The sequence below is a fragment of the Spirosoma oryzae genome (assembly GCF_003002825.1).
In the GTDB taxonomy this organism is placed as follows: domain Bacteria; phylum Bacteroidota; class Bacteroidia; order Cytophagales; family Spirosomataceae; genus Spirosoma; species Spirosoma oryzae.
The window spans coordinates 350,541-375,937 of the sequence record NZ_PVTE01000002.1; the positions used below are offsets into that span (position 1 = coordinate 350,541).

Annotated in this window: 26 protein-coding genes and 1 tRNA gene; 4 read left to right on the forward strand and 23 right to left on the reverse strand. The window is 52.7% G+C overall.

The features are described from left to right. Positions 1–174: 174 nt before the first annotated feature. From CLV58_RS03685 to CLV58_RS03720, 8 genes are all read right to left on the reverse strand, one after another. Positions 175–1,635 carry a S41 family peptidase gene (locus CLV58_RS03685; RefSeq protein ID WP_106136416.1) on the reverse strand — a complete coding sequence of 487 codons (1,461 nt, stop codon included), beginning with the start codon at positions 1,633–1,635 and terminating at the stop codon, positions 175–177. A 139-nt stretch (positions 1,636–1,774) separates the two neighbouring features. Further along, the gene (gene nadD / locus CLV58_RS03690; protein ID WP_106136417.1) at positions 1,775–2,356 is read right to left on the reverse strand and encodes a nicotinate (nicotinamide) nucleotide adenylyltransferase; all 582 of its coding nucleotides are present in this window, start codon (positions 2,354–2,356) and stop codon (positions 1,775–1,777) included. 111 nt (positions 2,357–2,467) lie between these two features. Continuing rightward, positions 2,468–3,067: a guanylate kinase gene (gene gmk / locus CLV58_RS03695; RefSeq protein WP_106136418.1), complete on the reverse strand. Its 600-nt coding sequence runs from the start codon at positions 3,065–3,067 to the stop codon at positions 2,468–2,470. 91 nt (positions 3,068–3,158) lie between these two features. After that, positions 3,159–3,401 (reverse strand): hypothetical protein, encoded by a 243-nt coding sequence (locus tag CLV58_RS03700; protein WP_106136419.1) that lies wholly within the window; start codon positions 3,399–3,401, stop codon positions 3,159–3,161. Positions 3,402–3,528: 127 nt separating this feature from the next. Beyond that, positions 3,529–4,206, reverse strand: coding sequence for a sigma-70 family RNA polymerase sigma factor (locus CLV58_RS03705; protein ID WP_211300813.1), 678 nt, complete (start codon positions 4,204–4,206; stop codon positions 3,529–3,531). A gap of 233 nt (positions 4,207–4,439) precedes the next feature. Then, positions 4,440–4,952 (reverse strand): hypothetical protein, encoded by a 513-nt coding sequence (locus CLV58_RS03710; protein WP_106136420.1) that lies wholly within the window; start codon positions 4,950–4,952, stop codon positions 4,440–4,442. Between the two features lie 26 nt (positions 4,953–4,978). Next, on the reverse strand, positions 4,979–5,776 hold the full coding sequence (locus CLV58_RS03715) for a (Fe-S)-binding protein (RefSeq protein ID WP_245882192.1): 798 nt from the start codon (positions 5,774–5,776) through the stop codon (positions 4,979–4,981). Positions 5,777–5,901: 125 nt separating this feature from the next. After that, complete coding sequence (locus CLV58_RS03720; RefSeq protein ID WP_106136421.1) at positions 5,902–7,272, reverse strand: 4Fe-4S dicluster domain-containing protein; 1,371 nt, start codon at positions 7,270–7,272, stop codon at positions 5,902–5,904. A 126-nt stretch (positions 7,273–7,398) separates the two neighbouring features. On the opposite strand from CLV58_RS03720, the gene CLV58_RS03725 reads away from it, so the two are divergent. Next, positions 7,399–7,474, forward strand: a tRNA-Phe gene (locus CLV58_RS03725). A gap of 215 nt (positions 7,475–7,689) precedes the next feature. Here CLV58_RS03725 and CLV58_RS03730 read toward each other — a convergent pair. The 5 genes from CLV58_RS03730 to CLV58_RS03750 form a co-directional block, all read right to left on the reverse strand. After that, positions 7,690–9,504 (reverse strand): MutS-related protein, encoded by a 1,815-nt coding sequence (locus CLV58_RS03730; RefSeq protein ID WP_106136422.1) that lies wholly within the window; start codon positions 9,502–9,504, stop codon positions 7,690–7,692. Then, positions 9,494–10,036: a hypothetical protein gene (locus tag CLV58_RS03735; protein ID WP_106136423.1), complete on the reverse strand. Its 543-nt coding sequence runs from the start codon at positions 10,034–10,036 to the stop codon at positions 9,494–9,496. Before CLV58_RS03735 ends, CLV58_RS03730 begins: the two co-directional genes overlap by 11 nt. Before the next feature lie 89 nt (positions 10,037–10,125). After that, on the reverse strand, positions 10,126–10,539 hold the full coding sequence (locus CLV58_RS03740) for a Fur family transcriptional regulator (RefSeq protein ID WP_106136424.1): 414 nt from the start codon (positions 10,537–10,539) through the stop codon (positions 10,126–10,128). 33 nt (positions 10,540–10,572) lie between these two features. Further along, complete coding sequence (locus CLV58_RS03745) at positions 10,573–12,375, reverse strand: ABC transporter ATP-binding protein (protein WP_106136425.1); 1,803 nt, start codon at positions 12,373–12,375, stop codon at positions 10,573–10,575. Positions 12,376–12,415: 40 nt separating this feature from the next. Further along, entirely contained in the window at positions 12,416–13,396 is a 981-nt protein-coding gene (locus tag CLV58_RS03750) for a gliding motility protein GldB-related protein (protein ID WP_106136426.1), read from the reverse strand. A 39-nt stretch (positions 13,397–13,435) separates the two neighbouring features. Here CLV58_RS03750 and CLV58_RS03755 point away from each other — a divergent pair, with 39 nt between their 5' ends. After that, positions 13,436–14,317 carry a porin family protein gene (locus CLV58_RS03755; RefSeq protein ID WP_106136466.1) on the forward strand — a complete coding sequence of 294 codons (882 nt, stop codon included), beginning with the start codon at positions 13,436–13,438 and terminating at the stop codon, positions 14,315–14,317. Between the two features lie 132 nt (positions 14,318–14,449). Here CLV58_RS03755 and hisF read toward each other — a convergent pair whose 3' ends face one another. The 8 genes from hisF to CLV58_RS03795 all read right to left on the reverse strand — a co-directional run bounded on the left by hisF (position 14,450) and on the right by CLV58_RS03795 (position 19,937). Next, positions 14,450–15,205 carry an imidazole glycerol phosphate synthase subunit HisF gene (hisF, locus tag CLV58_RS03760; protein WP_106136427.1) on the reverse strand — a complete coding sequence of 252 codons (756 nt, stop codon included), beginning with the start codon at positions 15,203–15,205 and terminating at the stop codon, positions 14,450–14,452. Further along, positions 15,205–15,627, reverse strand: a complete 423-nt coding sequence (locus CLV58_RS03765) for a GNAT family N-acetyltransferase (protein WP_106136428.1) — start codon at positions 15,625–15,627, stop codon at positions 15,205–15,207. Before CLV58_RS03765 ends, hisF begins: the two co-directional genes overlap by 1 nt. Positions 15,628–15,629: 2 nt before the next feature. Then, entirely contained in the window at positions 15,630–16,352 is a 723-nt protein-coding gene (gene hisA / locus CLV58_RS03770) for a 1-(5-phosphoribosyl)-5-[(5-phosphoribosylamino)methylideneamino]imidazole-4-carboxamide isomerase (RefSeq protein WP_106136429.1), read from the reverse strand. 92 nt (positions 16,353–16,444) lie between these two features. Continuing rightward, positions 16,445–17,032 (reverse strand): imidazole glycerol phosphate synthase subunit HisH, encoded by a 588-nt coding sequence (hisH, locus tag CLV58_RS03775; protein ID WP_106136430.1) that lies wholly within the window; start codon positions 17,030–17,032, stop codon positions 16,445–16,447. A 176-nt stretch (positions 17,033–17,208) separates the two neighbouring features. Further along, on the reverse strand, positions 17,209–17,562 hold the full coding sequence (locus CLV58_RS03780; protein ID WP_106136431.1) for a DUF5615 family PIN-like protein: 354 nt from the start codon (positions 17,560–17,562) through the stop codon (positions 17,209–17,211). Then, positions 17,559–17,792 carry a DUF433 domain-containing protein gene (locus CLV58_RS03785; protein ID WP_106136432.1) on the reverse strand — a complete coding sequence of 78 codons (234 nt, stop codon included), beginning with the start codon at positions 17,790–17,792 and terminating at the stop codon, positions 17,559–17,561. Before CLV58_RS03785 ends, CLV58_RS03780 begins: the two co-directional genes overlap by 4 nt. A 96-nt stretch (positions 17,793–17,888) precedes the next feature. Continuing rightward, positions 17,889–18,947, reverse strand: a complete 1,059-nt coding sequence (locus CLV58_RS03790) for an LLM class flavin-dependent oxidoreductase (protein WP_106136433.1) — start codon at positions 18,945–18,947, stop codon at positions 17,889–17,891. A 78-nt stretch (positions 18,948–19,025) separates the two neighbouring features. Beyond that, entirely contained in the window at positions 19,026–19,937 is a 912-nt protein-coding gene (locus CLV58_RS03795) for a DUF72 domain-containing protein (RefSeq protein WP_106136467.1), read from the reverse strand. 264 nt (positions 19,938–20,201) lie between these two features. Between CLV58_RS03795 and CLV58_RS03800 the strand changes: the two genes are divergently transcribed. Together CLV58_RS03800 and CLV58_RS03805 are read left to right on the forward strand one after the other, a co-directional pair. Continuing rightward, positions 20,202–22,865 (forward strand): valine--tRNA ligase, encoded by a 2,664-nt coding sequence (locus CLV58_RS03800; RefSeq protein WP_106136434.1) that lies wholly within the window; start codon positions 20,202–20,204, stop codon positions 22,863–22,865. Positions 22,866–23,056: 191 nt separating this feature from the next. Next, positions 23,057–23,578 (forward strand): D-glycero-alpha-D-manno-heptose-1,7-bisphosphate 7-phosphatase, encoded by a 522-nt coding sequence (locus tag CLV58_RS03805; RefSeq protein WP_106136435.1) that lies wholly within the window; start codon positions 23,057–23,059, stop codon positions 23,576–23,578. A 72-nt stretch (positions 23,579–23,650) separates the two neighbouring features. Here CLV58_RS03805 and CLV58_RS28945 read toward each other — a convergent pair whose 3' ends face one another. Then, complete coding sequence (locus CLV58_RS28945; RefSeq protein ID WP_281257884.1) at positions 23,651–23,779, reverse strand: hypothetical protein; 129 nt, start codon at positions 23,777–23,779, stop codon at positions 23,651–23,653. Positions 23,780–23,891: 112 nt separating this feature from the next. Beyond that, the gene (locus tag CLV58_RS03810) at positions 23,892–25,373 is read right to left on the reverse strand and encodes a type III PLP-dependent enzyme domain-containing protein (protein ID WP_106136436.1); all 1,482 of its coding nucleotides are present in this window, start codon (positions 25,371–25,373) and stop codon (positions 23,892–23,894) included. Positions 25,374–25,397: the final 24 nt, after the last annotated feature.

The following is a 25,397-nucleotide window of genomic DNA, read 5'->3' on the forward strand; positions in this document are numbered from 1 at the left end:
TTAGTAGTAGTACCAGCCGACGGCTTCTGACAATTGATTGAATTCAAATCCATGAGAAACGTAACGGAAAAACAAGGCAAAATTAAACGAAACTATCTATATAACAGACCCGCAATGCACCATCGTACATTGCGGGTCTGATAATTTCTACCGCTATGGAACGCTGGAACTCGTTTACAGGTGACTTATTTTCATGTCTTTGACCATCAACCCGCCTTTCGCTTTCTGCTGAATCGACGAGCCCAGCACCGGTAACGGGTTGCGCACAGTCGTGGCCGCATGTCGGCCGGAAGCCGCCGTACCGGCAATCTGGTACAACGCTTCGTTCAGCAACGCATCCCGCACGTCACCCAGCGGGTAAAGGGTAATGGGTTCTTCAACCTCAGTAGTCGGCGTAAATCCAGTCGAATAATCCGACTGCCCCAGGCTGTTGTACGACCGAAACACGATGGGCTGCATACCCCAGTTTATTTTTCCCGTGTCGTCGGTTATCGTAATAGACCCCACATTCTTCCCATAGGTTGTAGTGCCAATCGTATTTACTGTCATATAGGGCCGAAGTCCGTTGATAATCAGCTCACTGGCCGACGCCGTCCGGTCTGTCGTCAGCACGTACAGGCGGCTCAGGTTGCTACCGATGTTCTGCGCCTTCGTGCTGAATTTTTGTAGGAAGAAGTCGCTACCGTACTGCTTTTGCAGCACCGGCGTCAGCGTACTGTTCCAGCTTTCCCGGAAGTACAGCTTCGAGTCATCAACGCCTTTACCGATTAGACTGGCCAGGTTAGCCGACGACGAGGTATATCCCCCCGGATTGTAGCGCAGGTCGAGTACCAGTTCGTTGATACCCGCCGACTTGAACTGGGCAAAGATCGCATCGACCTGATCGTCGTATTCACTGCCTTTGCTACCGTTGGGAGCTGGCACAAACTGGTTGTAAACGAGGTAGCCAATTTTTTTCGTACCGACCGTGTAAATCGAATCCAGATAAACCGGATTGGCCTGAAAAACAGTCGTCGTCACGCTCTTCGTTACCCCGGAATCGACAATTGATTGATTGCTGACGGTACCCAGCCCGAACGTGTAGTTCGTCACCGAATCGTCGAATAACAAGGATTGATAATTCGTCGTCGTGATTCCCTGCCCGTTTACTTTGGTAATAATGTCGCCCCGCTTCAGACCAGCATTGGCGGCCGGTGAATTAGGTAGCACATACAGAACCTGCGCAATCACGTCGGTCGATCCGCTGGCCCGGAGATAGAGTGCAAACTCCATTCCCGTCGTTTTCGTCTCTCCGCTCAGGCTGGATGTCAGGTCGCTGGCATTTTCTTCGATCCACGAAAAGCGATCACCTTCCGGATTGGTCGTGGCGTTGTATGTATTCAGCAGCGAATCGAAAAAATCCGACGGAGCCAACGTTTTGTCGGGGTTTGCCGGAATCTTGTCGTTCCAGTAGTAGTACGTCTGCATGTTGTCGAGAATCCACGAATCGACGGTTTGATTCTCGGTTGTCGACGTCGACGATTGTGGGGTTACGGTATCGGCCTCCTGATGCTTACAACTGGTTAGGCTCATTGCTAAACCAGCGATCAGCAGACTACCTGCCCGCGCCCATGTGCTTGTGATCCTGTTTCTCATAATCGTATTGCTAGTCATGCGTTTCCGTATGATTAGCAGTACGCTAAGTACTGTTCGGCTGTTGCCCACTACCGGTTAATAAACGATTAATCAGGCAGATTACGCTACGAATCGACCAATCTAATCGACAGACAGCAACCTAGATGTAGAATTTTTTCCGTCGAATAATCTCATCCACTACATCCGGGACCATGTACCGGATCGAGCGATTAGCCCGGATAGCGTCGCGAATAAACGTCGCCGAAATGTCCAGCAACGGAGCGTCAACTAATTGTACGTTGTCGTGGTGCCGCAAGTTGGCGCCGGCTTCGGCAGCGACGCCGGGCCGTGGATACACGTACAAGCCGTACTGATCGAGAAGCTGCTGGTAGTTTTTCCAGTTGACAAACTGCGTCAGGTTGTCTTCCCCCATAATCAGCCGAAACGTGTGCTGCGGAAATTTCTCGCCCAGCCGTACCAGCGTATCGATCGTGTAGCTGGGTTTGGGCATCGAGAACTCGATATCCGTTGCGCGCAACAGGCTGTTATCAGCAATGGCCTGTTGTACCATGTCGAAGCGGTCGAAGGCATGGAGCAGACTAGTGGCCTTCTTAAACGGGTTCTGTGGTGATACCACAAACCAGACCTGATTCAAATCGGTCGTCGTGGCCATCGTGTTGGCGATAATTAGATGACCGACATGGATGGGGTTGAACGAGCCAAAAAACAGACCAATATTCATAAATGGAGTTTTAGCGTTATAAAGTCGTAGGGTTGTCAAGTTGGCTGACGCCGGAGATACTGGACGCGTCAGCTAACTTGACAACCCTACGACTCTGTAACTTTACAACCGCTAGATTATCATTCCCTTCTCCGGTACCTCGTTTCGTTGCACGAAGTTATCGACCAGCTTTTGCGCCTTCTGTAGTGAAGTTTCGAGTTCGTCATTGACCAGAATTACATCGAACTGATCCTGAAAACTCATCTCGAAGTGGACTTTAAACAACCGCTTCGACAGACTTTCCTCCGTTTCCGATCCGCGTCCGATCAACCGTTGCCGGAGCGTTTCTTCATCAGGCACTTTTACGAATACGGCTAAGGCTTTGTCGCCGTAGTACTGCTTGAGCTTCAGACCGCCCTGCACGTCGACATCGAACAGGACATGCTTACCGCTATCCCATACACGCTGTATCTCGGCTTTCAGAGTGCCATAGAACGCTCCTGTATATACTTCTTCCCATTCGACAAATTCACCCGCGTCAATCTTGTGCTTGAAATCGTCGGGCGTCAGGAAATAATAGTCTTTACCGTTCTCTTCGCTACGGCCCCGGCGGTCACGCGTACAGGCCGAGATCGAAAAACCAAGGTTACTGTTTTCGCTCAGCAGATGTTTGACAATGGTGGTTTTACCAGAACCGGAGGGAGCCGAGAAGATGATCAGTTTACCGTCCAAAATAATAGTGATGAATAGGGTTAAAAAATTAATTGGGGTAAACGGAGCCTTGGTTGGTTCTCCGTTTACCCCAATCTATGTGTTCTATACGTTAGCTGAATGTCAGTATCTTGGACTTGATCGTCTCAATCAATTGATCCGGGCAGCATCGCTTCTCCATTCGCTTGGTGAGGAGCTCTTTCACTTCTCGCTCGAGGTGATACATCTCGATACAGGGGCGGCAGGTTTCCAGGTTATCTTTCAACCGGGCGAGCTGCTGTTCGGTGGCTTCACCATCCACTATCAACTGAATCATCTTCAGACAGTCGGCCCGGTGACCGCACTCATGTTTCATCCCAGGCTTGTCGGGCGATGAAGATGACGATGGCAACGACGTTTGCATTGGAAATATTTTATTTATTCCAAAAATAATAATACGTTAAGTTATCAGCACAACCTATTTATCGATAGAAAAGGTTCGTTTATTCGTCGCTTTCTTCGTCATATCCCATCGACGATGCATAGTCGCGTAATTTCTCCTTTAGCAGATTACGGGCGCGGTGCAAACGAGACCGAACCGTACCGATCGGAATGTCCAGAATTTTGGCCATCTCCTCGTACGTAAACCCTTCAATATCACAAAGTATAATTACCGTTCTAAAGTCGACGGGCAACGAGTTTAGCGCTGTTGCGACTTCGTCTCCGATCAGATCAGAAACCGTTTCGGCCCGTAGGTCGACGGTGTGTTCGGCTTCAGCGTCTTCCGAGTTATAGGTCGTTTCAACGTCCTGATAATCGACTTTTGCCGGCTCCTTACTTTTCTTCCGGTAATCGTTTATGAAGCTGTTCTTCAGAATTCGAAACAGCCATGCTTTTGCGTTAGTTCCTTGCTCAAATGACGAAATAAACCGGAAGGCTTTGAGGTAAGTATCCTGCACCAGATCATTCGCGTCGTCTTCATCCATCGTCAGCCGAAACGCAAAATTGTACATGGAATCTATGTGCGGCATAAATTCCTTGTTGAAGACCTGGTATTTCTGCTGATCGGTATAGCTACTACGAGCAGGCGTTTCAGCAGCCGGTTGCTGACTATCGGGCTGTTGCGTTTGGTCGTCGTCGCGAGTCGGCGTATCTGACATAACTTCGGGTATGTTCGCCATAAAAGTAATTGTTAATTGCCGTTTACCATCGGCCTGCGAAACCAATCAGAACGGCAATTTCTCCGTAAAACGCTGACCAGTATCAGGTTGAGACTGCAAAAATTAATCCTTTGTTCGAAAAAAAAGTTTTCACTGCCTATTTGTCAGTGAACGTTTCGTAGAGACCCAATGTTAAAGCCGCCTTTGCCACTCACACTGAGCAACAAAGTCGGCTTTATTGGTAGACAAATCGGTTACGCAGCCACTGCCGTGAAATAGCGTTTCAGCCACGTATCGGCCGCCCGGACCTGCCAGCCTGTCCGAAAAGCACCGGCTGTTTGGACCAGGGTGTCATAGATCAGCGTATCGGGTGTCAGGCGACCGGCCGTGACGGCGGCTTTCACGGATGGCAACAGAATGGTATCGACCACACCGTTATCGGCAGGCAGCGCCACCGCCCGATCTGTGAAATTAATTGACGCACCCTGCTCACCCAGTTGTTGCGCCAGCGTGGCTAGCATCCGCACCGACGCATCGATCGAGCAACCGCTGGGCATGTGAAACCCCTCGTCGACGCCAAGCACCACGAAGCGATTGTTGACAACCTGTACCGACGCCCGCAAGGCCTGGCCATGCGCGGCCCAGTCCGTCAGCGACTGTTGCATGCCTGTATTGACCTGCGCACTTTCCTGATCCGTCAGGGGCCGATTGGCCTGATAGACCCACACACGGGCCGTATCAGGTAATTGATCAAAATCAACGTACATACCGTCGAAGCTGTTGGTTAAAGAAATTACAACCCTTGCCCTTGCGCAATGAGTTCCGACACATCATAGACCCGTACACTGTCTTCCCGGTTCTTGTTTTTCACACCGTCCGACATCATTGTCATACAAAACGGACAAGCAACGGCAATCGTGTCTGCCCCCGTCGCCAGGGCCTCTTCTACCCGCTCGACGTTCACGTCTTTCGTCCCCGGTTCGGGTTCTTTGAAGTATTGTCCGCCACCCGCGCCACAGCAAAGTCCATTGGCCCGAACGCGTTTCATCTCGACCAGATCAGCATCTAAAGCGGCCAGAACCTCACGGGGTGCTTCGTACACTTTATTAGCGCGGCCCAGGTAGCAGGAGTCATGAAACGTAATTTTTCGTCCCTTGAACGATTGTCCACCCTCAACTTTAACCCGCCCTTCGTCGATCAACCCCTGCAAAAATTGCGAGTGATGGATGACCTCGTACGTCCCGCCTAACTCGGGGTACTCATTTTTCAACGTGTTGAAGCAGTGCGGACAGGCCGTCACGATTTTCTTGACGTTGTACCCATTCAGTACCTGAATGTTAGCCATTGCCTGCATCTGAAACAGAAACTCGTTCCCCGCCCGACGCGCCGGGTCGCCCGTGCAGGCTTCTTCCGGCCCCAGGACGGCAAACTTTATTCCGACATGATTCAGAATGCGGACAAAAGCGATGGTCACTCGCTTATACCGATCGTCAAACGAGCCAGCACAGCCCACCCAGAACAGAATTTCCGGCTCTTCGCCCGACGCAGCCATGTCGGCCATCGTCGGTACAGTGTATGTTTTCTCAAGCATGATTTTACATTACAAAGTTGGATAGTCGTAAAGTTGTATAGTCATAAAGTTAGCTGACGCGCCCAGTGATAGTGACCAAGTATGCGCAGGCAACTTTACAACTATCCAACTCTAAAACTCCACGATTATGAGTTAACCTGATCGGCCCAGTTGAAGCGGTCGCTGGGCGAGAACTTCCAGGGGGCCATGTTGTTCTCGATGTTGCTGAACATTGCATTCCACGAAGCCGGTGCCTGCGACTCTTCCATTACCCGGTACCGTCGTAGCTGCAGAATAATATCGAGCGGGTTGATATTAATCGGGCAGGCGTTGACGCAAGCCTGACAGGTCGTACAGGCATTGAGTTCTTCCGCCGTGATGTAGTCGCCCAGCAACGATTTATCGTCTTTGTAATCGGGACCGTTGGCTTTCCAGCCTTTTTGAATGTCTTCCAGCCGGTCGCGGGTATCCATCATGATCTTCCGGGGCGACAGTTTCTTACCGGTAATGTTAGCTGGACAGGCAGCCGTACAGCGCCCGCACTCCGTGCAGCTATACGCATTCATCAGGTTGATCCATTTCAGGTCTTCGACGTCCTTTGCGCCAAAGCGACCAATTTCTGCTGGTTGTTCGCCATTGTCGTTGACCTGTCCCCCATCTGGGTCTGTGGTGACGGGCAGACCCAGCGCCAGCTGAACTTCTTTCGTAATCTCCGGCATGTTCTGCATTTCGCCTTTTGGCTGCAAATCGGAGAAATACACGTTGGGAAATCCTAACGCGATGTGCAGGTGTTTCGAGTAAGTTACATAGACGGCGAAAGCCAGAATGCCCAGAATATGCAGCCACCAGGCCGCCCGCTCATAGGCAACAAGCGCGGTATCGCTGAAACCCGTGAACAGCGGCTTCAGGTACTGACTCACCAGAAAATCCGGTACGATGCCCTGTAGTTCACCGTAGTGTCCCACGCCCCGATCGCGCAGCACGCTATCTGACGCATTCCAGGTTAGGAACGCGATCATCAGCAGGATTTCGGCAGTCAGGATGATTGTTGCGTCGGAGACAGGCCAGCCCTGCAATTCCCGGTGCCGACTCGCCTGCAAACGGCTAACCCGTGCGATAAACCGGCGACACAGAAACACAACACAGACCGCCAGCACGCCAAACGCCAATACTTCAAATACATCGATCAGCACCGGGTAGACGGCCGTAATCAAGGGCGCAAACAGCCGGTGCGTACCCAACAAACCATCCAGAATGATCTCCAGAATCTCGATGTTGATGATGATAAAACCTGCGTAGATGACGAAGTGCATCGTGCCCACCAGCAAGTTCGTGAACATCTTCTTCTGCCCGAACGCCACCAGCAGCATTGTCTTTAGCCGCTCGTCGGCATGATCGAAGCGATTCTCGGCCCGGCCCAGCCGAATTGCCTTTGCAATAAGCCTGACTCGACCCGTAATGAACCAGGCCGTCGCTACCAGAGCCGCTGTGAACAAAATTTGCTGTACGATTTCCATTTATTTTCATCGATTACAGTACTGAAAATCAGTACTGTTTATAGAACAGGCACTATTATTTTTACTTTTTTTAGCCTAACCTATTGCGTATTGTCGGTTACGCTCTTAGTTTTGCACCCACGTTAAGGTGATGTAGCTCAGTTGGTAGAGCAAAGGACTGAAAATCCTTGTGTCGGCGGTTCGATTCCGTCCATCACCACCACCTCAACGCAAGCCTTCCCTGTGGGAAGGCTTTTTTTATGCTTGTACTGTCCGGTCAATGCAGTCTTTCGTCTCATATAAACCCAATTAGTATGCAAGCATACTAATTTTTGCGTGAGCAAAGATACGGGCTTCCCCGAAGAGAACAAGCGATAGCCAGCCTTGGTTAGGACGAATTAGAGCGGAAAAAGCATAAACCAACGACTCCTTGTTGGTCTACTGGGTCAGTTCATTGATTTGGATGCCTATGGCCTGCATAAGCTGACTGGCGTTGAACGCCGTGCAGACCCCCGAACGGAGCTGGTAATCGAACACAAGTTCGCCGGCGCGCAAGTCCGACTGAAAATGGTAGTTGCGAATGAAATCAGACGCGTTGGTCAGCTGGCCAAGTTCGAGGTCGTGCGTAGAGACGAAACCGGATGCCGTCGTTTTGTGCAGTTGCCGGATCAACGCTTCCGCCCCCCGGTGCCGGTCGACAGAGTTAGTCCCTTTTAAGATTTCATCCAGAAAATACAGCACGGGCAGCGTCGATGGCGTATTCGTGAGCGTAATCAACGCCTGTAAGCGCTTTAATTCTGCGTAGAACGACGATGTACTTTCTTCCAGCGAATCCTGCGTTCGCATACTGGTAAAGACCTGTACGACCGAACAACTGAACTGCTCGGCACTGACGACCGCCCCCGCCAGCGCCAGCACTACGTTAGCCCCAACCGTCCGTAGAAAGGTACTCTTGCCCGACATATTCGAGCCTGTAATCAGTATCGTTTGCCCCGAACCGATCATACTCAGCGAATTAGCCACGCTCCGGCCGGGTACCAGCAGGGGGTGTGATGCAGCTGTCATCGTAAGCGCTAGTTCACCATCGGTGATTATCGGGGTAGCATAGGCCGGGTGTGCGTAGGCAAAGCCAGCCAGGCTGTTTAGGGCTTCCAGTTCACCCAGTGCGTCGAACCAGCGACGAAGAGCTGGCCCGTGTCGTACGCGCCAGTTTGTGAGTCGGACGAGGTAGTGCCAGTCCCAAAGCGTGGCGATACCGAAGAGGAAATAGAAATACGGGTTACGCCGATAATTGAGCCCTTCTGTCAGACTAGCCAGTTCGCGAACGGCCTCCGACGCTTTCTGCGACTGACTCGACAGCGCTTCCCGGATCGCCACCAGCCGGGTCGCCTTACCCGATACCTGTTCGGCCTGCACAAACAGCGTATTGACCGTTTGCAAGGCTGTCGACAGTTCAACCGTCTGATCGCTCAGGCGCATAATCCGCTCAGCCGTTTGCCGCAATACAAGCCAGGATATGCCTACGGACGCGATTACGGCTACACCCGGCACATAACCGATCAACCAGGCGACGAACAGCGCCAGCGTCACCACAGGCAGTACAAAGCGCCCAATGTTGATATAACCGGGTAACGGTTCGTTTGGCGCTTCGGCCCAATTGATGAGCGCGTCCGGCGACCGACCCACTGTTTCCTCTACCCGTGCCAGCGCTTCGAATTGCTGACGCCAGTCGAGTTGCGAGACGAGCTGTTGTACCGCTTCCTGCCGTAGCCGGATTGCGTCAGCGGGCGACGGATTTTGCAGCCAGGTAGCCAGTCGAATCTGTCCTTCGCGTGTATGGGTCCGGTTGAGCAGCCGGAACAGCGAATGAACGCCGAAAACGTCCAGGTCCCCAGCATACGGATGCACGGCAGACGTAAACAGTTGACCCGTTTCGGGTCGGCGATACTGCCGTTGAAGCCGGGCCGCTTCGTCTTCGTTGACGAACACCAACTGACGCGCCAGATCACGCTCACGCCGGATGGCCTGATGCTTTCGCAGCAGAATCAAAAAGCCAACAATGCCAACGGCCAACACGCCCACAGCCGCCCACGACTGCCCCGCCTGACCAAGCAACCACACGGCAATGACAGCCACCGCAAACCAGACCAGCCGAATCATGGCCAGTTGGTTGTGCCGCTGCTGGGCGTTCTGCTCCTGTTGTAAAAACGTTTGCTGCCGCTGTTGAAACACAGCGTTTGGATCACTTTGCATAGTTATTCTTTGCTTCGTCGAACGCCTTGACGGCGTCTTCTTTTTTGAAAGCCCGTGCGGAGGGGTGCGTCCAGTAACAAAATTTGGCGGGGCCAGTGTATTTCTTTTCAAACGTGCCTACATGGTAGCCAAGCTCCTTACCCGTGACAATTACAATATCAGGCGTCAGTTGTGCTATGACATAGTCGAGAGCCTCCTCAGCTTCCGCCCACATTTCAGGAGTCGGCCGCATACGTGGCCCATCCCCGACGAACTGCTGCACGTAATTATAAAACGCTACTCGATTCCACAGCTTATGTTCCTCTTCCAGGCTGATCCATTCATACGGCTTTCCGAGTAAAATCTTGGCGATTTTTGTAAAGAAAGGGCTACTACCTTTTTGACAAAGCGCCCAATCTTTGACGACATACTGCGTAAATGCAGGAGTATACCACTCGGGCTTACCGTAGTGCGACTCACCGAGTACCAGAATCTTCGGTGCTTGACTAGGGTAGTTCTCTCCTACCCAAGGTTCAAAAAAAGGCTCCTGCATGGCTGCTGTGAATTTAGATTTTGCACATAAAAATAATGTCGGGTTGCGAACCCGACACCACAGCAATCAAACACCTACACTGAGAAATACTACTGCTTGCAGTCGCGGCAGGTGCCCTGAATAAGCAGGTTTGTTTCCCGGCGCTCGTAGCCTTCGGGAAGCACTAATGCCGGTATACGAACGCTATCCAGGCAAACGGTCTGACCGCAGTTTTCGCACTTAAAATGGACATGGTCGTGATGGTGGTGCCCCTGCGAACAGGTATCTCGGCAAAGGGCATATTTCGTTCCCCCTTCATCGTCCAGCACTTTATGAAGCAGTCCTTTATCCAGAAACGTCCGCAGCGTTCGGTAGATCGTTACCCGGTCGTGGTCGGGGCCGAGACCACTCTCGACGTCGTTGTGGGCCAATGCATAACCCGCCTTCAAAAACAGGTCGAGCACTTCCTCCCGGCCAGCCGTGTGGCGGAGGTTAAAGCTTTTAAGTGTCTGGGCAGCGTTCATACAAATTGACGGTATAGGGTAAGGAATTTCCGACTAGCTGATCGGCTCAAACTGAAGTTTAACCAGATTCGCGTAGACGCCATCTTCCAACGTCGCCAGTTCATCGTGCGTACCTGCTTCAGCAATTTGTCCTTCGCGCAGTACGTAGATTTTATCGACCTTGCGAATAGTGGCCAACCGGTGCGCGATGATAATCGTCGTGCGGTTCTGCATCAGCTCGTCCAGCGCCGACTGTACCAGTTGTTCCGACTCGGCATCGAGCGAACTCGTTGCTTCGTCGAGTACCAGAATCGCCGGATCTTTCAGGATGGCGCGGGCAATAGCGATACGTTGCCGCTGACCGCCCGATAGTTTAACGCCCCGCTCGCCCACGATAGTTTTGAAGCCCTCGGGGAACGACTCGATGAAGTTCAGTGCATTGGCTTTGCGGGCGGCTTCGCGCACGTCGGCTTCCGTGGCCCCCAGTCGACCATATTGAATGTTCTCCATGATCGTCCCGCCGAACAGAATCACTTCCTGCGGCACAACGGCGATGTTCTTGCGAAGCTCAGTTAGGTTAAAGCTGGTCAGGTCGCGACCGTCGATGGTGATACGACCGCTGCTCAGGTTGTAGTAGCGCATCAGCAGCTGCACCAGCGTCGACTTACCGGCTCCGCTCTGCCCTACCAACGCAATCTTACGGCCGGCGGCAACGTCGAGCGACACACCTTTCAGGACAGGAATATCGGGCCGGGCCGGATACGAGAATTTGAGGTTCTCGAACTGTACATTACCCTGCACGGGTACAAACAAGGGCAACTCGTCCGAAGCGTTTACTTCCGATGCTTCACCCAGAATTTCCAGAATACGCTCCGACGATCCAACTGTTTTCTGCAACTGGGCGTACAGATCGCCCATACCGGCCACCGAACCACCGATAAATGTGGTGTATACGATAAACGTCAGCAGGTCAGAAAAGGGCATTTCGTTGTTCAGCACCAGCGAACCGCCGTACCAGACCACGCCGATAATGCCACCAAACAGGGCGAAAATGATGAACGATACGAATATGCCCCGGTATTTAGCTGCGTGCAGGGCTGTGCTGACAACCCGCTGCAAGGCTGAGCCATACCGGTTGATTTCCAGCCGTTCGTTGGTAAACGCTTTGACGATATTGACCGATTGCAGCGTTTCCTCGACAACGACGTTTGCTTCCGCCAGGTGGTCCTGCGCCCGCTTCGACAGCTTGCGGATAAATTTGCCGAAGAAGATAGCCGCAACAATGATAACCGGGAACGTTGCCAGCATGAACAGCGTCAGCTTCCAGGACACGTAGAAGATGATGGCCGTACCGATCAGCAGCGTTGCTACCTGCCGGAACAGTTCAGCTACGGTCAGCGTCAGTACGTCCTGCAACTGCGATACGTCGGCCGAAATCCGGCTCGTGAGTTCACCAACCCGGCGCTGTTCGAAAAAGGGGATCGGCAGCGTAATGATTTTGCTGTACGTGGCCCGACGTACATCGGCCATCGCCCGCTCGCTGACCTGCGAGAAAAAGTAAATGCGGAAGAACGAAAAAATGGCCTGCGCGACCAGTACGCCCACAAAAAACAGCGTGACCTGGTTGAGCGTGTAGGCTGATTTACCCTGAATAACGCTGGTGATCTGCCCGATAAGCAAACCAAAGCTCATCGTCGTTCCCGCCGACAGGATCAGGAACACAAACCCAATGATGTATTGCAAGCGATAGGGCCGCACGAACTGAAAGATGCTCAGTGCCTTGCGGAACCCTTCTTTTGTTACGCGTTTTTTGTCGGCCTCGTCCGATTCGCTATCGGTACCTCTTCGTTTAGCCATTGCTTTGCTCGTCAACCGGCAGCTAACCGGTATGCGTTAATTAATCTAGTTGTCCTTTATAGCCTGACTGCTCAAAAATTTGCCGGGCATCGGCGTTCTGCATCAGTTCCCGGATGCCTACGCTTCGTTTGTCGTAATAGGCACTGACGATACGCCAGCCTACCCAACGACCAATAGCCCCCGGTGCAGACCGTCCGATCTCGGCCGTGAAGGGCCGTTCGTTCATGTACCGCTGCTTGATTGCCGGGCTCGTCTGATACAGCAGCCGCTCGTCAATGAAATGACCCCAGACAATGTCCTGCGCGTTAAACGTTTCGGTCAGTTGCTTGTCTGTATAGCCGATGATCAGACTATCAGGAACGGCTTCTTTGCTGGGCAACATGGTCCGCGTGAAGACATAGCCTTTACCGTAGTAGATCATGTCGGCCAGCAGCGTCTGATCGGTACGGTTAGTCGCATTATACCGGTCCGATATAGCGAAGATAACAGCTGGCACTATGTATTCCGGCTGATACCGGCGTAGAATGTATTGAGGAAACGTTGGACCTACCGGACGATACTTCGATTTGGGACCGGCGAAATAGTCGATTCCGATAATAACCAGGCTGTCGTTGACAATCAGGTCAGGCCCCATAAAGCCTGTCGCAATCGTTTCGACGTGGGGGGCCTTGAAGTCCGGGAAGTCTTTTTTGATATTGGCGAAGGCGTCGGCGAGCTGGGTGCGCAATTCACTAAAGTCACCGTACTCATCCTGTAGTTGCTTGTTGAAATCCTGCAAAGCCGGATTGTTGACCCGGTCAGTCAATTCCCGGACGAGGGCCGTATCATTACCGGCCTGGTTCGCGTTAAAATACAATTGAGCGACGGCGGGATGCTGATTCAGGAAGGCGCGGACGTCGTCGGCCGATTTGGCGGCAAACAGTTGCTGATCGAGCCGAACAACCGACACGTCATCGGGTTTTGAGCATGAACACAGCCATAACCCGCAAAATAGCCCGAGCAGGGCAACGCGTATTTGCATGAAAATCACCGGTTTTCTATATTGAAAACGTACAAAATTATGAAAAAAGTTGCAGGGTTCGGGCTCATTTCATTGCTTCTGCTGAGTGCGCTCAGTCAGGCGCAGACTAAGTCACCGGCCCTCTACCGGTTGAAAACGAAAGAATCCAGCGTTACTGAGCGACGATTTCGAAAAATTCTCGGCGATAATTATGACGGGCAGGATCAGAACCGGCGCGACTACGAGGATGACCGCAAACGGCGCCGTCGGCGGCAAACTACCGGCCTGAACGACGAAACAGGCCCAGACTACGCCCGCCCGACTCACCTCATCGAAATGGGACTTCGCTTCGCCCCGCACCTCGACCTAAACACGGCCGATGGCTCGGGGTCGTACTTAGGTTTTCGGAACAATGGCGCGGGCATGCGGTTCAGCGTCGGCCCAACGCTCGACTACTATTTTTTCAAGGATCGCTACGCCTTCAGCACCGGCTTGTGGTATACGGTGAAACGATCAGGTTTTCAGATGCCGGGGACGTTCGGGCAGTCGCGGTTCAATCCAAATTTACCCGAGCAGGAATCGACTTATAATCTTCAGTATCTCCAATTGCCGGTTACGGTGAAACTGTTTGCCAATGACATTGCGCCGGGCGTACGACTCTACGTACAAACAGGGGGGCTGCTGAGTTTGAAGCTAGCCGAGAAAGCGCAGGACAAAGCCCGGAACGGTCTTTACCTGGCCGAAAGCGGTGGCGACCGGCGACAATACGGGTTCGGCGATATTGAGTTGCTGCTCGGTACGGGTGTGCAGTACAAGCTCAACCGCAACAACGCGCTCAACCTGGGTATCAGCTATCAACGCGGTCTGCTGAACGTTGCCCGTGGGCGGGAATTAGTATCCAAGAACCGGGTGGTATCGATTGACTTAGGATTCCAGTTTTGATGGTTTTAAACACGGAGGTTTTAGAGGTTTCACAGAGTACACGGAGGAACAGAAATGTCGGGTTGAAATCCGGTGCTTCTATTTATTCTCTGTTATCTCCGTGAAACCTCCGTGTTCTCTGTGTTTAAATCATCAGATCCGCATCTCGACACCTTTACCGCTCAGATAGCCTTTCAGATCTGGAATATCGATTTCGCGGAAGTGGAAGATACTGGCAGCTAGTCCCGCGTCGGCTTTACCCGTTGTGAAGACATCAACGAAATGGTCCATTGTACCGGCCCCGCCTGACGCGATGACGGGAATGTTGGCCGCACCGGAAATTTGCGCCGTCAACTCGATGGCAAAACCGGCTTTCGTACCGTCGGCATCCATCGACGTCAGCAGCAGCTCGCCCGCCCCACGCTCCTCAACCTCCTTCGCCCAAGCGATCGTACGTAGTTCGGTTGGTTTACGACCGCCGTGCGTATGAACGATATGCTCCCCGTCGACGTAGCGTGTGTCGATGGCGACGACCACACACTGACTGCCAAATTCCAGCGCCAGTTCATTGACCAGGTCGGGATTCCGCACTGCCGATGAATTGATCGAAATTTTATCGGCTCCCGCGTTCAGCAGCGCCGACACATCGGCCACCGACGAAATACCGCCCCCGACGGTGAACGGAATATTGATCGTATGTGCGACATTCCTAACCAGTTCGATCAACGTTTTGCGCTCGTCGACGGTGGCCGTGATGTCCAGAAACACCAGTTCGTCAGCGCCCTGTTCGGCGTACATAGCAGCCAACGCCACGGGGTCGCCAGCATCGCGCAGATTCACAAAGTTGGTCCCTTTTACGGTGCGACCATCTTTTATATCAAGGCAGGGTATGATTCGTTTTGTCAGCATCAGTAGCTGTCGATTAGTTTTCGTTGCATATACAGGTTTGGATCGTCAGGCAAAACGAAGCCAAACTGCTCATAGAGGGTGTGTGCATCTTTCGTGACCAGCGTCCAGCGCCGAAGTCCCTGCAAATCGGGGTAGTCGATGATGTATTGCACCAGCCGTTTCGACAACCCTTGCCCGCGCTGTTCTTTCGCCACGAATACGTCTGACAGGTACGCAAAGGTGGTATAGTCGGTAATGACGCGGGCAAAGCCAACCTGCCGATCATTGTTGTAAATACCAAAGCAGAGCGAGTTATCGATGGCTTTTTGTACCAGTTCCAACGGCATATTTTTCGCCCAGTACGACTCCTGACTTAGGAACTGATGAATAACCGTCAGATCAAGCCGCGATTTGTCGGTGCTGATTATGTAGTCGTTATCCATCGCTATGTAGTGGCAAACCGGCTCAGTTCTTTCAGCGTAACACGGCCTTCGTAAATCGCCTTACCGACGATGACGCCAAACAGGTTCATATCGGCCAGCGTTTCGATATCCGCCATATTGCTGACTCCCCCACTGGCAATGATGTTTAATTTGGGCAATTGATCCTGCATGGTACGGTACAGGTCAAACGACGGGCCTTGCAGCAATCCGTCTTTTGCCACGTCGGTACTGATGACATACTGAATGCCTTTGTCGACCCAGTTCTGTACGAAATCGTAGACCCAGACATCGGTACCTTCTTCCCAGCCACTGACGGCGATTTTTTCGTTTTTCGCATCGGCCCCCAGAATAATCTTGTCGGAACCGTGCTGCGACAGCCACCGCTCCATCACGTCGGGCTGTTTCACGGCGATACTGCCACCGGTTATTTGTCTGGCTCCGCATTCGAAGGCGATCTGCAAATCTTCGTCGGACTGAACGCCACCGCCAAAGTCGACGTGCAGGCTGGTTTTTCCGGCAATCAGTTCCAGCACTTTCCAGTTGATAACGCGCTTCGCCTTGGCCCCATCGAGATCGACCAGGTGCAGCCGTGTCAGACCAGCGTCTTCGAACTGCTGGGCGACTTCCAGCGGTCGGGCGTTGTATTCTTTTTTCTGACTGTAATCGCCCTGCGTCAGCCGGACAGCTTTACCGTCGATGAGATCAATAGCGGGGATGATATGCATGGCTTTCTAAACACAGAGAAACAGAGGTTTTCACGGAGAAAACAGAGTCTCTTACTTCCTCTGTGAAAACCTCCGTGACCTCTGTGTTAAATTTATAACCGTAAGAAGTTCTCAAGTATTCGCTGGCCGACGTTGCCGCTGATTTCGGCGTGGAACTGGGCCGCGTAGAAGTTGTCGCGGTGCAGCATCGCGCTGAAGGGCCGGCCGTATTCGCAGACAGCCGTAGTGTGTTCGCAAACGTCGGCGGCATAGCTATGGACGAAGTAAACGTAGTCGTTTTCCGTCAGACCAGCCGTCAGTGGGCTTTTCAGCGAATGGATGCTGTTCCAGCCCGTATGCGGCACTTTCAGGCCAACGTCGCCCGGTAGCCGACGAACGTCGATGTCGAAGATGCCCATGCAGGTAGCGTCGTTTTCTTCCGAGTGACGGCACATCAGCTGCATACCCACGCAGGTACCCAACACCGGCTGTTTAAGCGACGGAATTAGCTTGTCGAGGCCGCGTTGCCGCAGGTACGCCATGGCCGTACTGGCTTCGCCCACGCCGGGGAAGATCACCTTGTCGGCCGAGCGGATTTCGGCTTCGTCGTCCGTAAGCAGGTAATTGGCACCCAGTCGGTCGAGGGCGTACATGACCGACTGTACATTCCCCGCGTTGTATTTGATAATAACCGTTTTCATAAAGCAAAAGCCCGGCTGATAAACCGGGCTTGGGTATGGCTGTGAGGAAAAATCCAGAAACAATCGTACCGCCCGTCGCTAACGGCGGTGATGAACATAGGCAACTGTCTGGTAGTAACTCATGTAGCAAAAGTACCGGACGCAGGGCGCAAAATCAACCGCTAGCCCGAAACTGGCTACGGTTCTATAGGTCGGATTCGTATCTTCTGAGGGGTAACCGTTGTAAAGTTACCGGTCAGATCATCGACACGCTCCGTCAGTAGTTTGATCAGGAGCTGCTTCATCGTCTCCGTTTCCTTAAACTGGTAACGAAGAAACACAACACTGATTCCCCGAACGTTATGTGCGAAGACCCACTCGCCGAAGTCTTTATCTTCAGTCAGGATAATCCGAGCTGGTACGCGCGAGAGAAAAATTACCTCTTCATCCCGTATACCACTATTTGATTCGTTAATTGAATAAACATCGATACCTCGTTCACGAATCGCTCGAATCAAGGCATGATCAATATTCTCGTCGGCGATAATCATGCTGCGTTGAGCATAATAACTTCTTCACTCGCTAGCACATTCGACGCATATTGGAACACGGCTAATAGATCATCGAGTGTAAGCGTCGGATACATTGCCAGCAAATCGGTAGTAGTAGCCCCTTCCGAAAGTTTGCGTAGCAGCAACTCAACCGTAATGCGAGTACCTCGTATAACTGGTTTACCCAGCATAACCCGGTAATCGGCGTGAATGCGATCGGTATAATTCATAGCTATGCAATGTAATCAGTAATCGAACTGTCTCAAAAAGCGGGATGCTATTTGTAGGGTCGTTTAAACAAATAGCATCCCGCTGTTCGAGCCACCTTATACAGTAACCGTTTCGACTGATGTCGACTGCAGGGCTTTGCGAACCGCCGGGGCGACTTTCGTCCCGAACAGTTCGATAGACCGTAGGTTTTGCTTATGCGAAATCAGATGACCACCAATCATCTGGCCCAGATAACGCGTGTTCTGAAACAGCTCGTGGAAATGCAGAATCTTGTCGATTACCTGCTGCGGACTACCAACCATGAGCGGTCCGTATTTCCGCGTCTGCTCGTACTGCTCACGGCTGATGGGGGGCCAGCCCCGCTCCCGCCCAACCCGGTTCATCAACAGCTCATAGGGTGGCCAGAACTCGTTCGATGCCTGCTGCGAATCGTCGGCGATGTAGAACTGCGAGTTGGCTGCCAGTTGTAGCTTAGTCACATCGTGGCCCGCCTGCGCAGCCGATTCCCGGTACAGATTTATGAATGGTACGAACCGTTCGGGTGTACCGCCTAACATGGCTACTGTCATCGGTAGATTAAGCCGACCCGCCCGAACCGCCGATGCGGGCGTACCACCCACGGCAATCCAGATCGGTAGTTTTTCCTGCAAGGGACGCGGGTAGATGCCAGCCTGTTTCAGCGGTGCCCGGAGCTTACCAGACCACGTAACTTTTTCACTTTCGTTGATAGCCAATAGCAGGTTTAGCTTCTCCGTAAACAACTCATTGTAGTCGCTCAGGTCGTAGCCAAACAGCGGAAACGACTCGGTAAAGGAGCCTCGCCCAGCCAGAATCTCCGCCCGACCGTTCGAGATCAGATCCAGCGTAGCGAAATTCTGAAACGTGCGTACCGGATCGGCGGAACTCAGCACCGTTACCGCGCTCGATAGTCGGATGGTTTTGGTTTGAGCCGCAGCCGCAGCCAGTATCACTTCGGGAGCCGAGATAATAAAGTCGGGGCGGTGGTGCTCGCCCAGCGCAAACACGTCGAGCCCAACCTCGTCGGCCAGTTTTATTTCTTCCAGCAGGTCCTGCATCCGCTGATGCGCATTGACGGCCTGCCCTGCTTTATTATCGGGATTTACCTCTCCGAAACTACTAATACCGAGTTCCATATATTTCCAGAAGTATTAGATGTAGATACATCATTTTAATTACTAACACAGTCGCTTTACAAAACGTGCCCGTATCCATCAGAAGAGGCTTCCTTGTATGACTTTCGGTTGCAGAACAGGTTCACGCAGGTTAAGCCCGCAATGTTTGTTCAGTTCACGAACCCAATACAGAATCAACTCGGGCGCAGTGTCGTTGTCGGCCCCGCCGTGGATAAACAGGTAAGCCGTCTGTAGCCCTTTTTCAAACCACGTTTTCAGCCGCTGTATCCAGGCGTCCGTGCGGCTGTAATCGGTCGGGTGGCCTTCGTTGGCGATGAAGCGCAGGGTCAGGACTGGGCTGCTTAGTCCCATATGTAGTACGTCGCGCCGGCCCGCTACGTCGGTAATGACGACGTGCCGACGTAGCGCATGTAATCGTTCGAGCGTTTGCGACCAAAGCGCGGCTTTACTAAACCAGTCGGGATGTCGGAATTCAACGGCTACGTTCAGCTCGTCGGGCAAGTGTTTCAGGTAACTTTCCAGTAACGGCCACTTATCGGGGCCAAAATGGGGCGGCAGTTGCAGGAAACTCATACCCAGAAATTCTTCCAGTTGCAGCACCGCGTTGACAAACTCTTCGGTTTGTAATTCGGTCGCAATCAGTTGCCGGTCGTGGCTAATCAGTTGTGGGAATTTGGGGCAGTAGGTAAAGCCGGGCGTCGCTTCAGTTTTCCACTTCTCGATCATCCCCGGCGTCGGAATCTGGTAGTGCGTCAGGTTCAGCTCGATGGTGTTGAATTGCCGGGTGTAGTGGTGCAGAAAGTCTTTCTCTTTTGCGTTTGTCGGATAGACTTTGCCGACGTAATCTTTGTTGGCCCAGATCGGCCCACCGATGTGTACCTGCGGCCGAGCGGTAGGTTCAACGTCCGTCCAGACGCGCGCATTAAACGCATTTCCGGGCGGCAGCGCGAAGTTAACTGTGTCAAGATTAGGGGCTTTTCCAAATTCCATAGCCGTTGAGATGAAGTAACCTAGCAAGTAAAAATACGGCTCGTTTGTTTGAAAACCCATCGCTGACGGCACGCTATCCAGTCTTTAGGTGCAGGTTTACGTACTGTCTCCCAAACGAATGTTACACATTAGGAATGATTCCACTCGCGGTACCCGATAGCTCATTATACAGCCAGCAGCTACACGCAAATCGTCAGCCCGTCCGGTATTTCCCGCGACGGGCTTATTTTTGTCGTCTAATCGGGCACAGCCCCGCCACAACGAATGATCGCCAAGACATATTCACCCCAGGACATTGAAGCCAAATGGTATCAGTACTGGCTCGACAATAAGCTGTTCAAATCGACGCCCGACGAGCGGGAGCCCTACACCATCGTGATTCCGCCACCCAACGTCACGGGTGTGCTGCACATGGGTCACATGCTCAACAACACCATTCAGGACGTGCTGATTCGTAAGGCGCGGATGGAAGGCAAAAATGCCTGCTGGGTGCCGGGTACCGACCATGCGAGTATCGCGACTGAAGCGAAAGTCGTGGCGATGCTGGCGGAGCGGGGCATCAAAAAGCAGGACCTCACCCGCGACGAGTTTCTGGCGTACGCCTGGGAATGGAAAGAAAAATACGGCGGCATCATCCTGAGTCAGCTGGCTAAACTCGGTGCGTCCTGCGACTGGGATCGAACCCGCTTTACGATGGAGCCGGACCTGTATCAGTCAGTGATCGACGTGTTCGTTGACCTGTACGAAAAAGGCCTGATCTATCGCGGCATTCGCATGGTTAACTGGGACCCGCAGGGGCGCACGGCGGTGTCGGATGAAGAGGTCATCACCAAAGAAGTACAACAGAAGCTGGTCTACATCCGCTACGCCATTAAAGGCAGCACGACCGATACCGGCGAACCCGAGTACATCACGATCGCGACCGTTCGGCCGGAAACGATTATGGCCGATGCAGCCATCGCCGTCAATCCGAACGACGAACGATACACGCATTTGCACGGTAAAACGGCGATCATTCCGCTGATCAACCGGGAAGTACCGATCATCACCGACGAGTACGTTGCGATGGATTTCGGCACGGGCGGTCTGAAAGTGACGCCTGCCCACGACCCCAATGACTATAGCTTAGGAATCAAGCACAACCTACCGGTTCTCGACATTCTGAACGACGACGGCACGCTAAACGAGAAAGCGCAGATTCTGGTCGGGCAGGATCGGTTTGCTGCCCGGAAAGCGATCATCAAACTGCTGGATGAAGCGGGGCATCTGGTCAAGACCGAAGATAACAAGTCGAACGTCGGCACATCGGAGCGGACGGGCGCGGTTATCGAGCCGAAGCTATCGTTGCAGTGGTTCCTGAAGATGGAGCAACTGGCTAAACCCGCCCTCGACGGTGTCATGGACGATACGATTCAGCTGGTTCCGCCGAAGTTCAAGAACATGTACCGGGCCTGGATGGAGAACGTTCACGACTGGTGTATCAGCCGACAATTGTGGTGGGGACAGCGCATTCCGGCTTACTATCTACAGGACGGTACCGTAATCGTAGCCCGCAGTAAGCACGAAGCGCTGGAGAAGGTGCAGCACGAGAAGCTGCTGTTCGCCATGACCGAAGCCGATCTGACGCAGGACGACGACGTACTCGATACGTGGTTCTCATCGTGGCTGTGGCCGATCTCGGTATTCAACGGTATCGAAGAACCCAACAACCCCGACATCAACTATTACTATCCGACCAACGACCTTGTTACGGCACCGGAGATTCTGTTCTTCTGGGTGGCCCGGATGATCATTGCCGGCTACGAGTACAAAGGCGAAGCGCCGTTTAAAAACGTCTACCTGACCGGTATCGTCCGCGACAAGCTGGGCCGGAAAATGTCGAAGTCGCTGGGTAACTCACCCGATCCGCTCGACCTGATCGATCAGTACGGGGCCGACGGCGTTCGGACGGGCATGCTGTTCAGTTCTCCCGCCGGTAATGATTTGCCGTTCGACGAGAAGTTGGTTGAGCAGGGCCGTAATTTCAGCAACAAGATCTGGAACGCCTTCCGGCTGGTCAAAAGCTGGACGGTATCGGAAACAGCCGATGCTGGTGCCAACGCGCTATCGGTTCAGTGGTTCGACGCAAAGCTAAACGCGACGCTGGCTGAAATCGAAGACCTGTTCAGCAAGTTCCGCATTTCCGATGCACTACAGGCCATCTACAAACTGATCTGGGACGACTTCTGTGCGCAATATCTCGAACTGATCAAACCGGCTTACGACACCGAAGCCGGGGCGGCACAACCCATCGACCAGGCAACGTTCGACGCGACGATTAACTTCTTCGAGCGGTTGATGTGCCTGGCGCATCCGTTCATGCCGTTTATCACCGAAGAAATCTGGCAGGACATCCGCGACCGGAAGGAAGGCGACAGCATCTGCGTAGCCCCGTTCCCAAAGGCCGGCACCGTCGATCAGCAGATTCTGGTCGACTTCGATACGCTGTTCGGGATCGTATCGAACATTCGGAATATCCGAAACACCAAGCAGCTTTCGCCCAAAACCGAGCTGCCCCTGGCCATTCGCACGGCCGATAAGCAGCGGTTCAGCACGCTGGAGCCACTGATTCAGAAAATGGCGAATGTGTCCGCGATTACGTACACGAGCGAGAAAGCCGAGGGAACTGCGTTCCTGATCAAGGCCGACGAGTTCTTCGTTAACCTGGCCGGTGAAGTGGACGCAGAGCAGGAAATTGCCAACGCGCAGAAAGAGCTTGACTACCTGACCGGCTTCCGCGAGTCGACGCTAAAAAAGCTGTCGAACGAAAAGTTTGTCGCCAATGCCAAGCCCGAACTGGTTGAGCGCGAACGACAGAAACTAGCCGACGCCGACGCCAAGATTCAGGCGCTGAACGAACGACTGCAAAGCCTGACAGCCAATAGCTAAGCATTTACGTTTGTTGACTAAGTGTACTGTGGTTCGGTGATTTCGGTTGCCGAACCACAGCATTTTACAGCCAGTCATCATAGCACCACTGCATTGACATTCTTCCTTTTTCTAATTTTCAGTCATAAAATAGTGCGAATCGTTCTATTTTTACCCGAATTACCACGTCTACGTCACCAATTACTGCCGTTATGAACAAGTGCATTTTTCTCGATCGCGACGGTGTTTTGAATGTAGATCGGCCCGACTACGTGTATCGGATCGACGACTTTATCATTCCCGACGGCGTTCCCCAGGCGTTACAATTGCTCAAAGACGCGGGGTATCTGCTGATTATCATCACCAATCAGGCTGGTATCGCCCGTGGCCTGTATACCCGCGACGATGTCATGAAGTGCTACGATTATCTACAGCAGCAGTGTGGTAATCTGATCGATGCTATTTATTACTGCCCGCATCACCCCAAGTTCGATTCCGAGTCGCTGATGCGGAAGCCTGGTTCGCTGATGATCGAGAAGGCGATGGCGAAGTACAACATCCAGCCAGACACGTCGTGGATGATCGGCGACGCGCTGCGGGACATGCAGGCAGGCCGGCGGGCGGGCGTCCGAACGGTACGCATCGCGCACCCAACCGCAACGGATTTGCAGGAAAGCGAACGCTGCGCTACCGATCTGCTTGAAGCCTCGCACTACGTGCTCAGCCAGGGATAGTCCAACTCTATACACAAAAAATGGCCCCGTGAACCAGTCATCACGGGGCCATTTTTTGTAGTATCGTACCGGTCAGGCGCGTACCTGATGCACCGAAGCGGATTTTTGCACACTGCCGTAGGCCGGGCAGTTCGAGCGCCGGGAGCAGGCTCCCATTGACAGGGCAACCAACGCGGTTGCCACAACAAGTAGTTTTTTCATGAATAATGCGTTGCGTTCAGTGTCAGACAGATAACGAATTCTGTGCCAGAAGCGTATGCTGGTATCGTGTCGGTTTAACAATCGGTGCTAACCCGACACGACACCCCTCCTGCTATTCCTCTACCTTGGCCAATTCGGCCGCTTCTTCCCGTTCCTCAGCCGCTTCGGTCGCTTCCAGCTCGGTCATGCCGGGCTCAGCACCGCCATAACCCAGAATTTTTAGCATTACCTCGCTGTTCTGCTCCGGCGCAAACAAACGCGACCGCATGTTGCCCTCCTCGTCCATGTCCACAATCACATGCTGCGGGGCCGGAATCAGGCAGTGCTGAATACCGCCGTAGCCGCCCAGCGACTCCTGATAAGCACCGGTATGGAACAGACCGACGTACTGCTCTTCCTGGTCCTGATTGAAGATCGGCAGGTATAGGTCAGCGCTGTGCGTTTCCGTGTTGTAGAAATCGTGGGAGTCGCAGGTCAGACCGCCGAGATTGACTTTCTGGTACGGACTATCCCAGTTGTTGACGGCCAGCATGATGTATTTCTGGCCCAGTCCCCATGAGTCGGGTAGCTGCGTAATAAACGATCCGTCGATCATGTACCACAGCTCTTTATCGTTCTGTAGCTTCTGATCGATCACGTTGTAGATCACGGCACCGCTTTCCCCCACCGTATAGGAACCAAACTCGGTGAAGATGTGCGGTACCGGTACGTTGTTCTTGTTACAGATCCACTGGATCGACTCCACGATCTGATCGATCATGGCCTGGTAATCGTAGGTGAACTGGAACGACGTCTGAATCGGCATACCACCGCCGATGTCGATCGAATCGAGTTCGGGGCACACCTTCGCCAGTTCGCAGTATTTGTACATAAACCGGCTCAGCTCGCTCCAGTAGTACGCGCTGTCTTTGATGCCCGTATTGATGAAGAAGTGCAGCATCTTGAGCTTGAACCGCTCGTTGGGTGCGATCTTGGTCCGGTACAGTTCGTTAACGTCGCTGTAGCGGATACCCAAGCGGGAGGTGTAGAAAGCGAAGTTTGGTTCTTCGTCGGTTGCAATCCGGATACCAAAATTGACCGATTCCGCCGTTACTGCGTTCTCGTAGGCTTCGATTTCCTTCAGGTTGTCGAGTACCGGCACAACGTTGAAGCCTTCGTTGATCATCTCGCTCAGGTACTGCGTGTACAGGGGGCGCTTGTAGCCGTTGGCGATGATGTACGTCTGCTTGCTGATCTTATTCATCTTGTACAGTTCGCGTACAATCTGAATATCATAAGCCGACGACGTCTCAAGATGAACGTTATTTTTCAGTACCTCATCGAGCACAAATTTGAAGTGGGATGACTTCGTGCAGTAACAGTACGTGTAGTTGCCTTTGTAGTTGTACCGCTTCATTGCATTTTTAAACAGCTGCTTGGCATGCTGAATATGCTCGGTAATCTTCGGCAGAAACGTCAGTTTGAGGGGCGTACCATACTGCTTTACAATGTCCATCAGGGGTACATTGTTGAACAACAGTTCGTTGTTCTCGACATTGAACTCCCGCGTGGGAAATTCGAACGTCTGGTCAATCAGGTCATAGTAAGTTTTCATCCCTACGATTGGCACCTAAAAAGA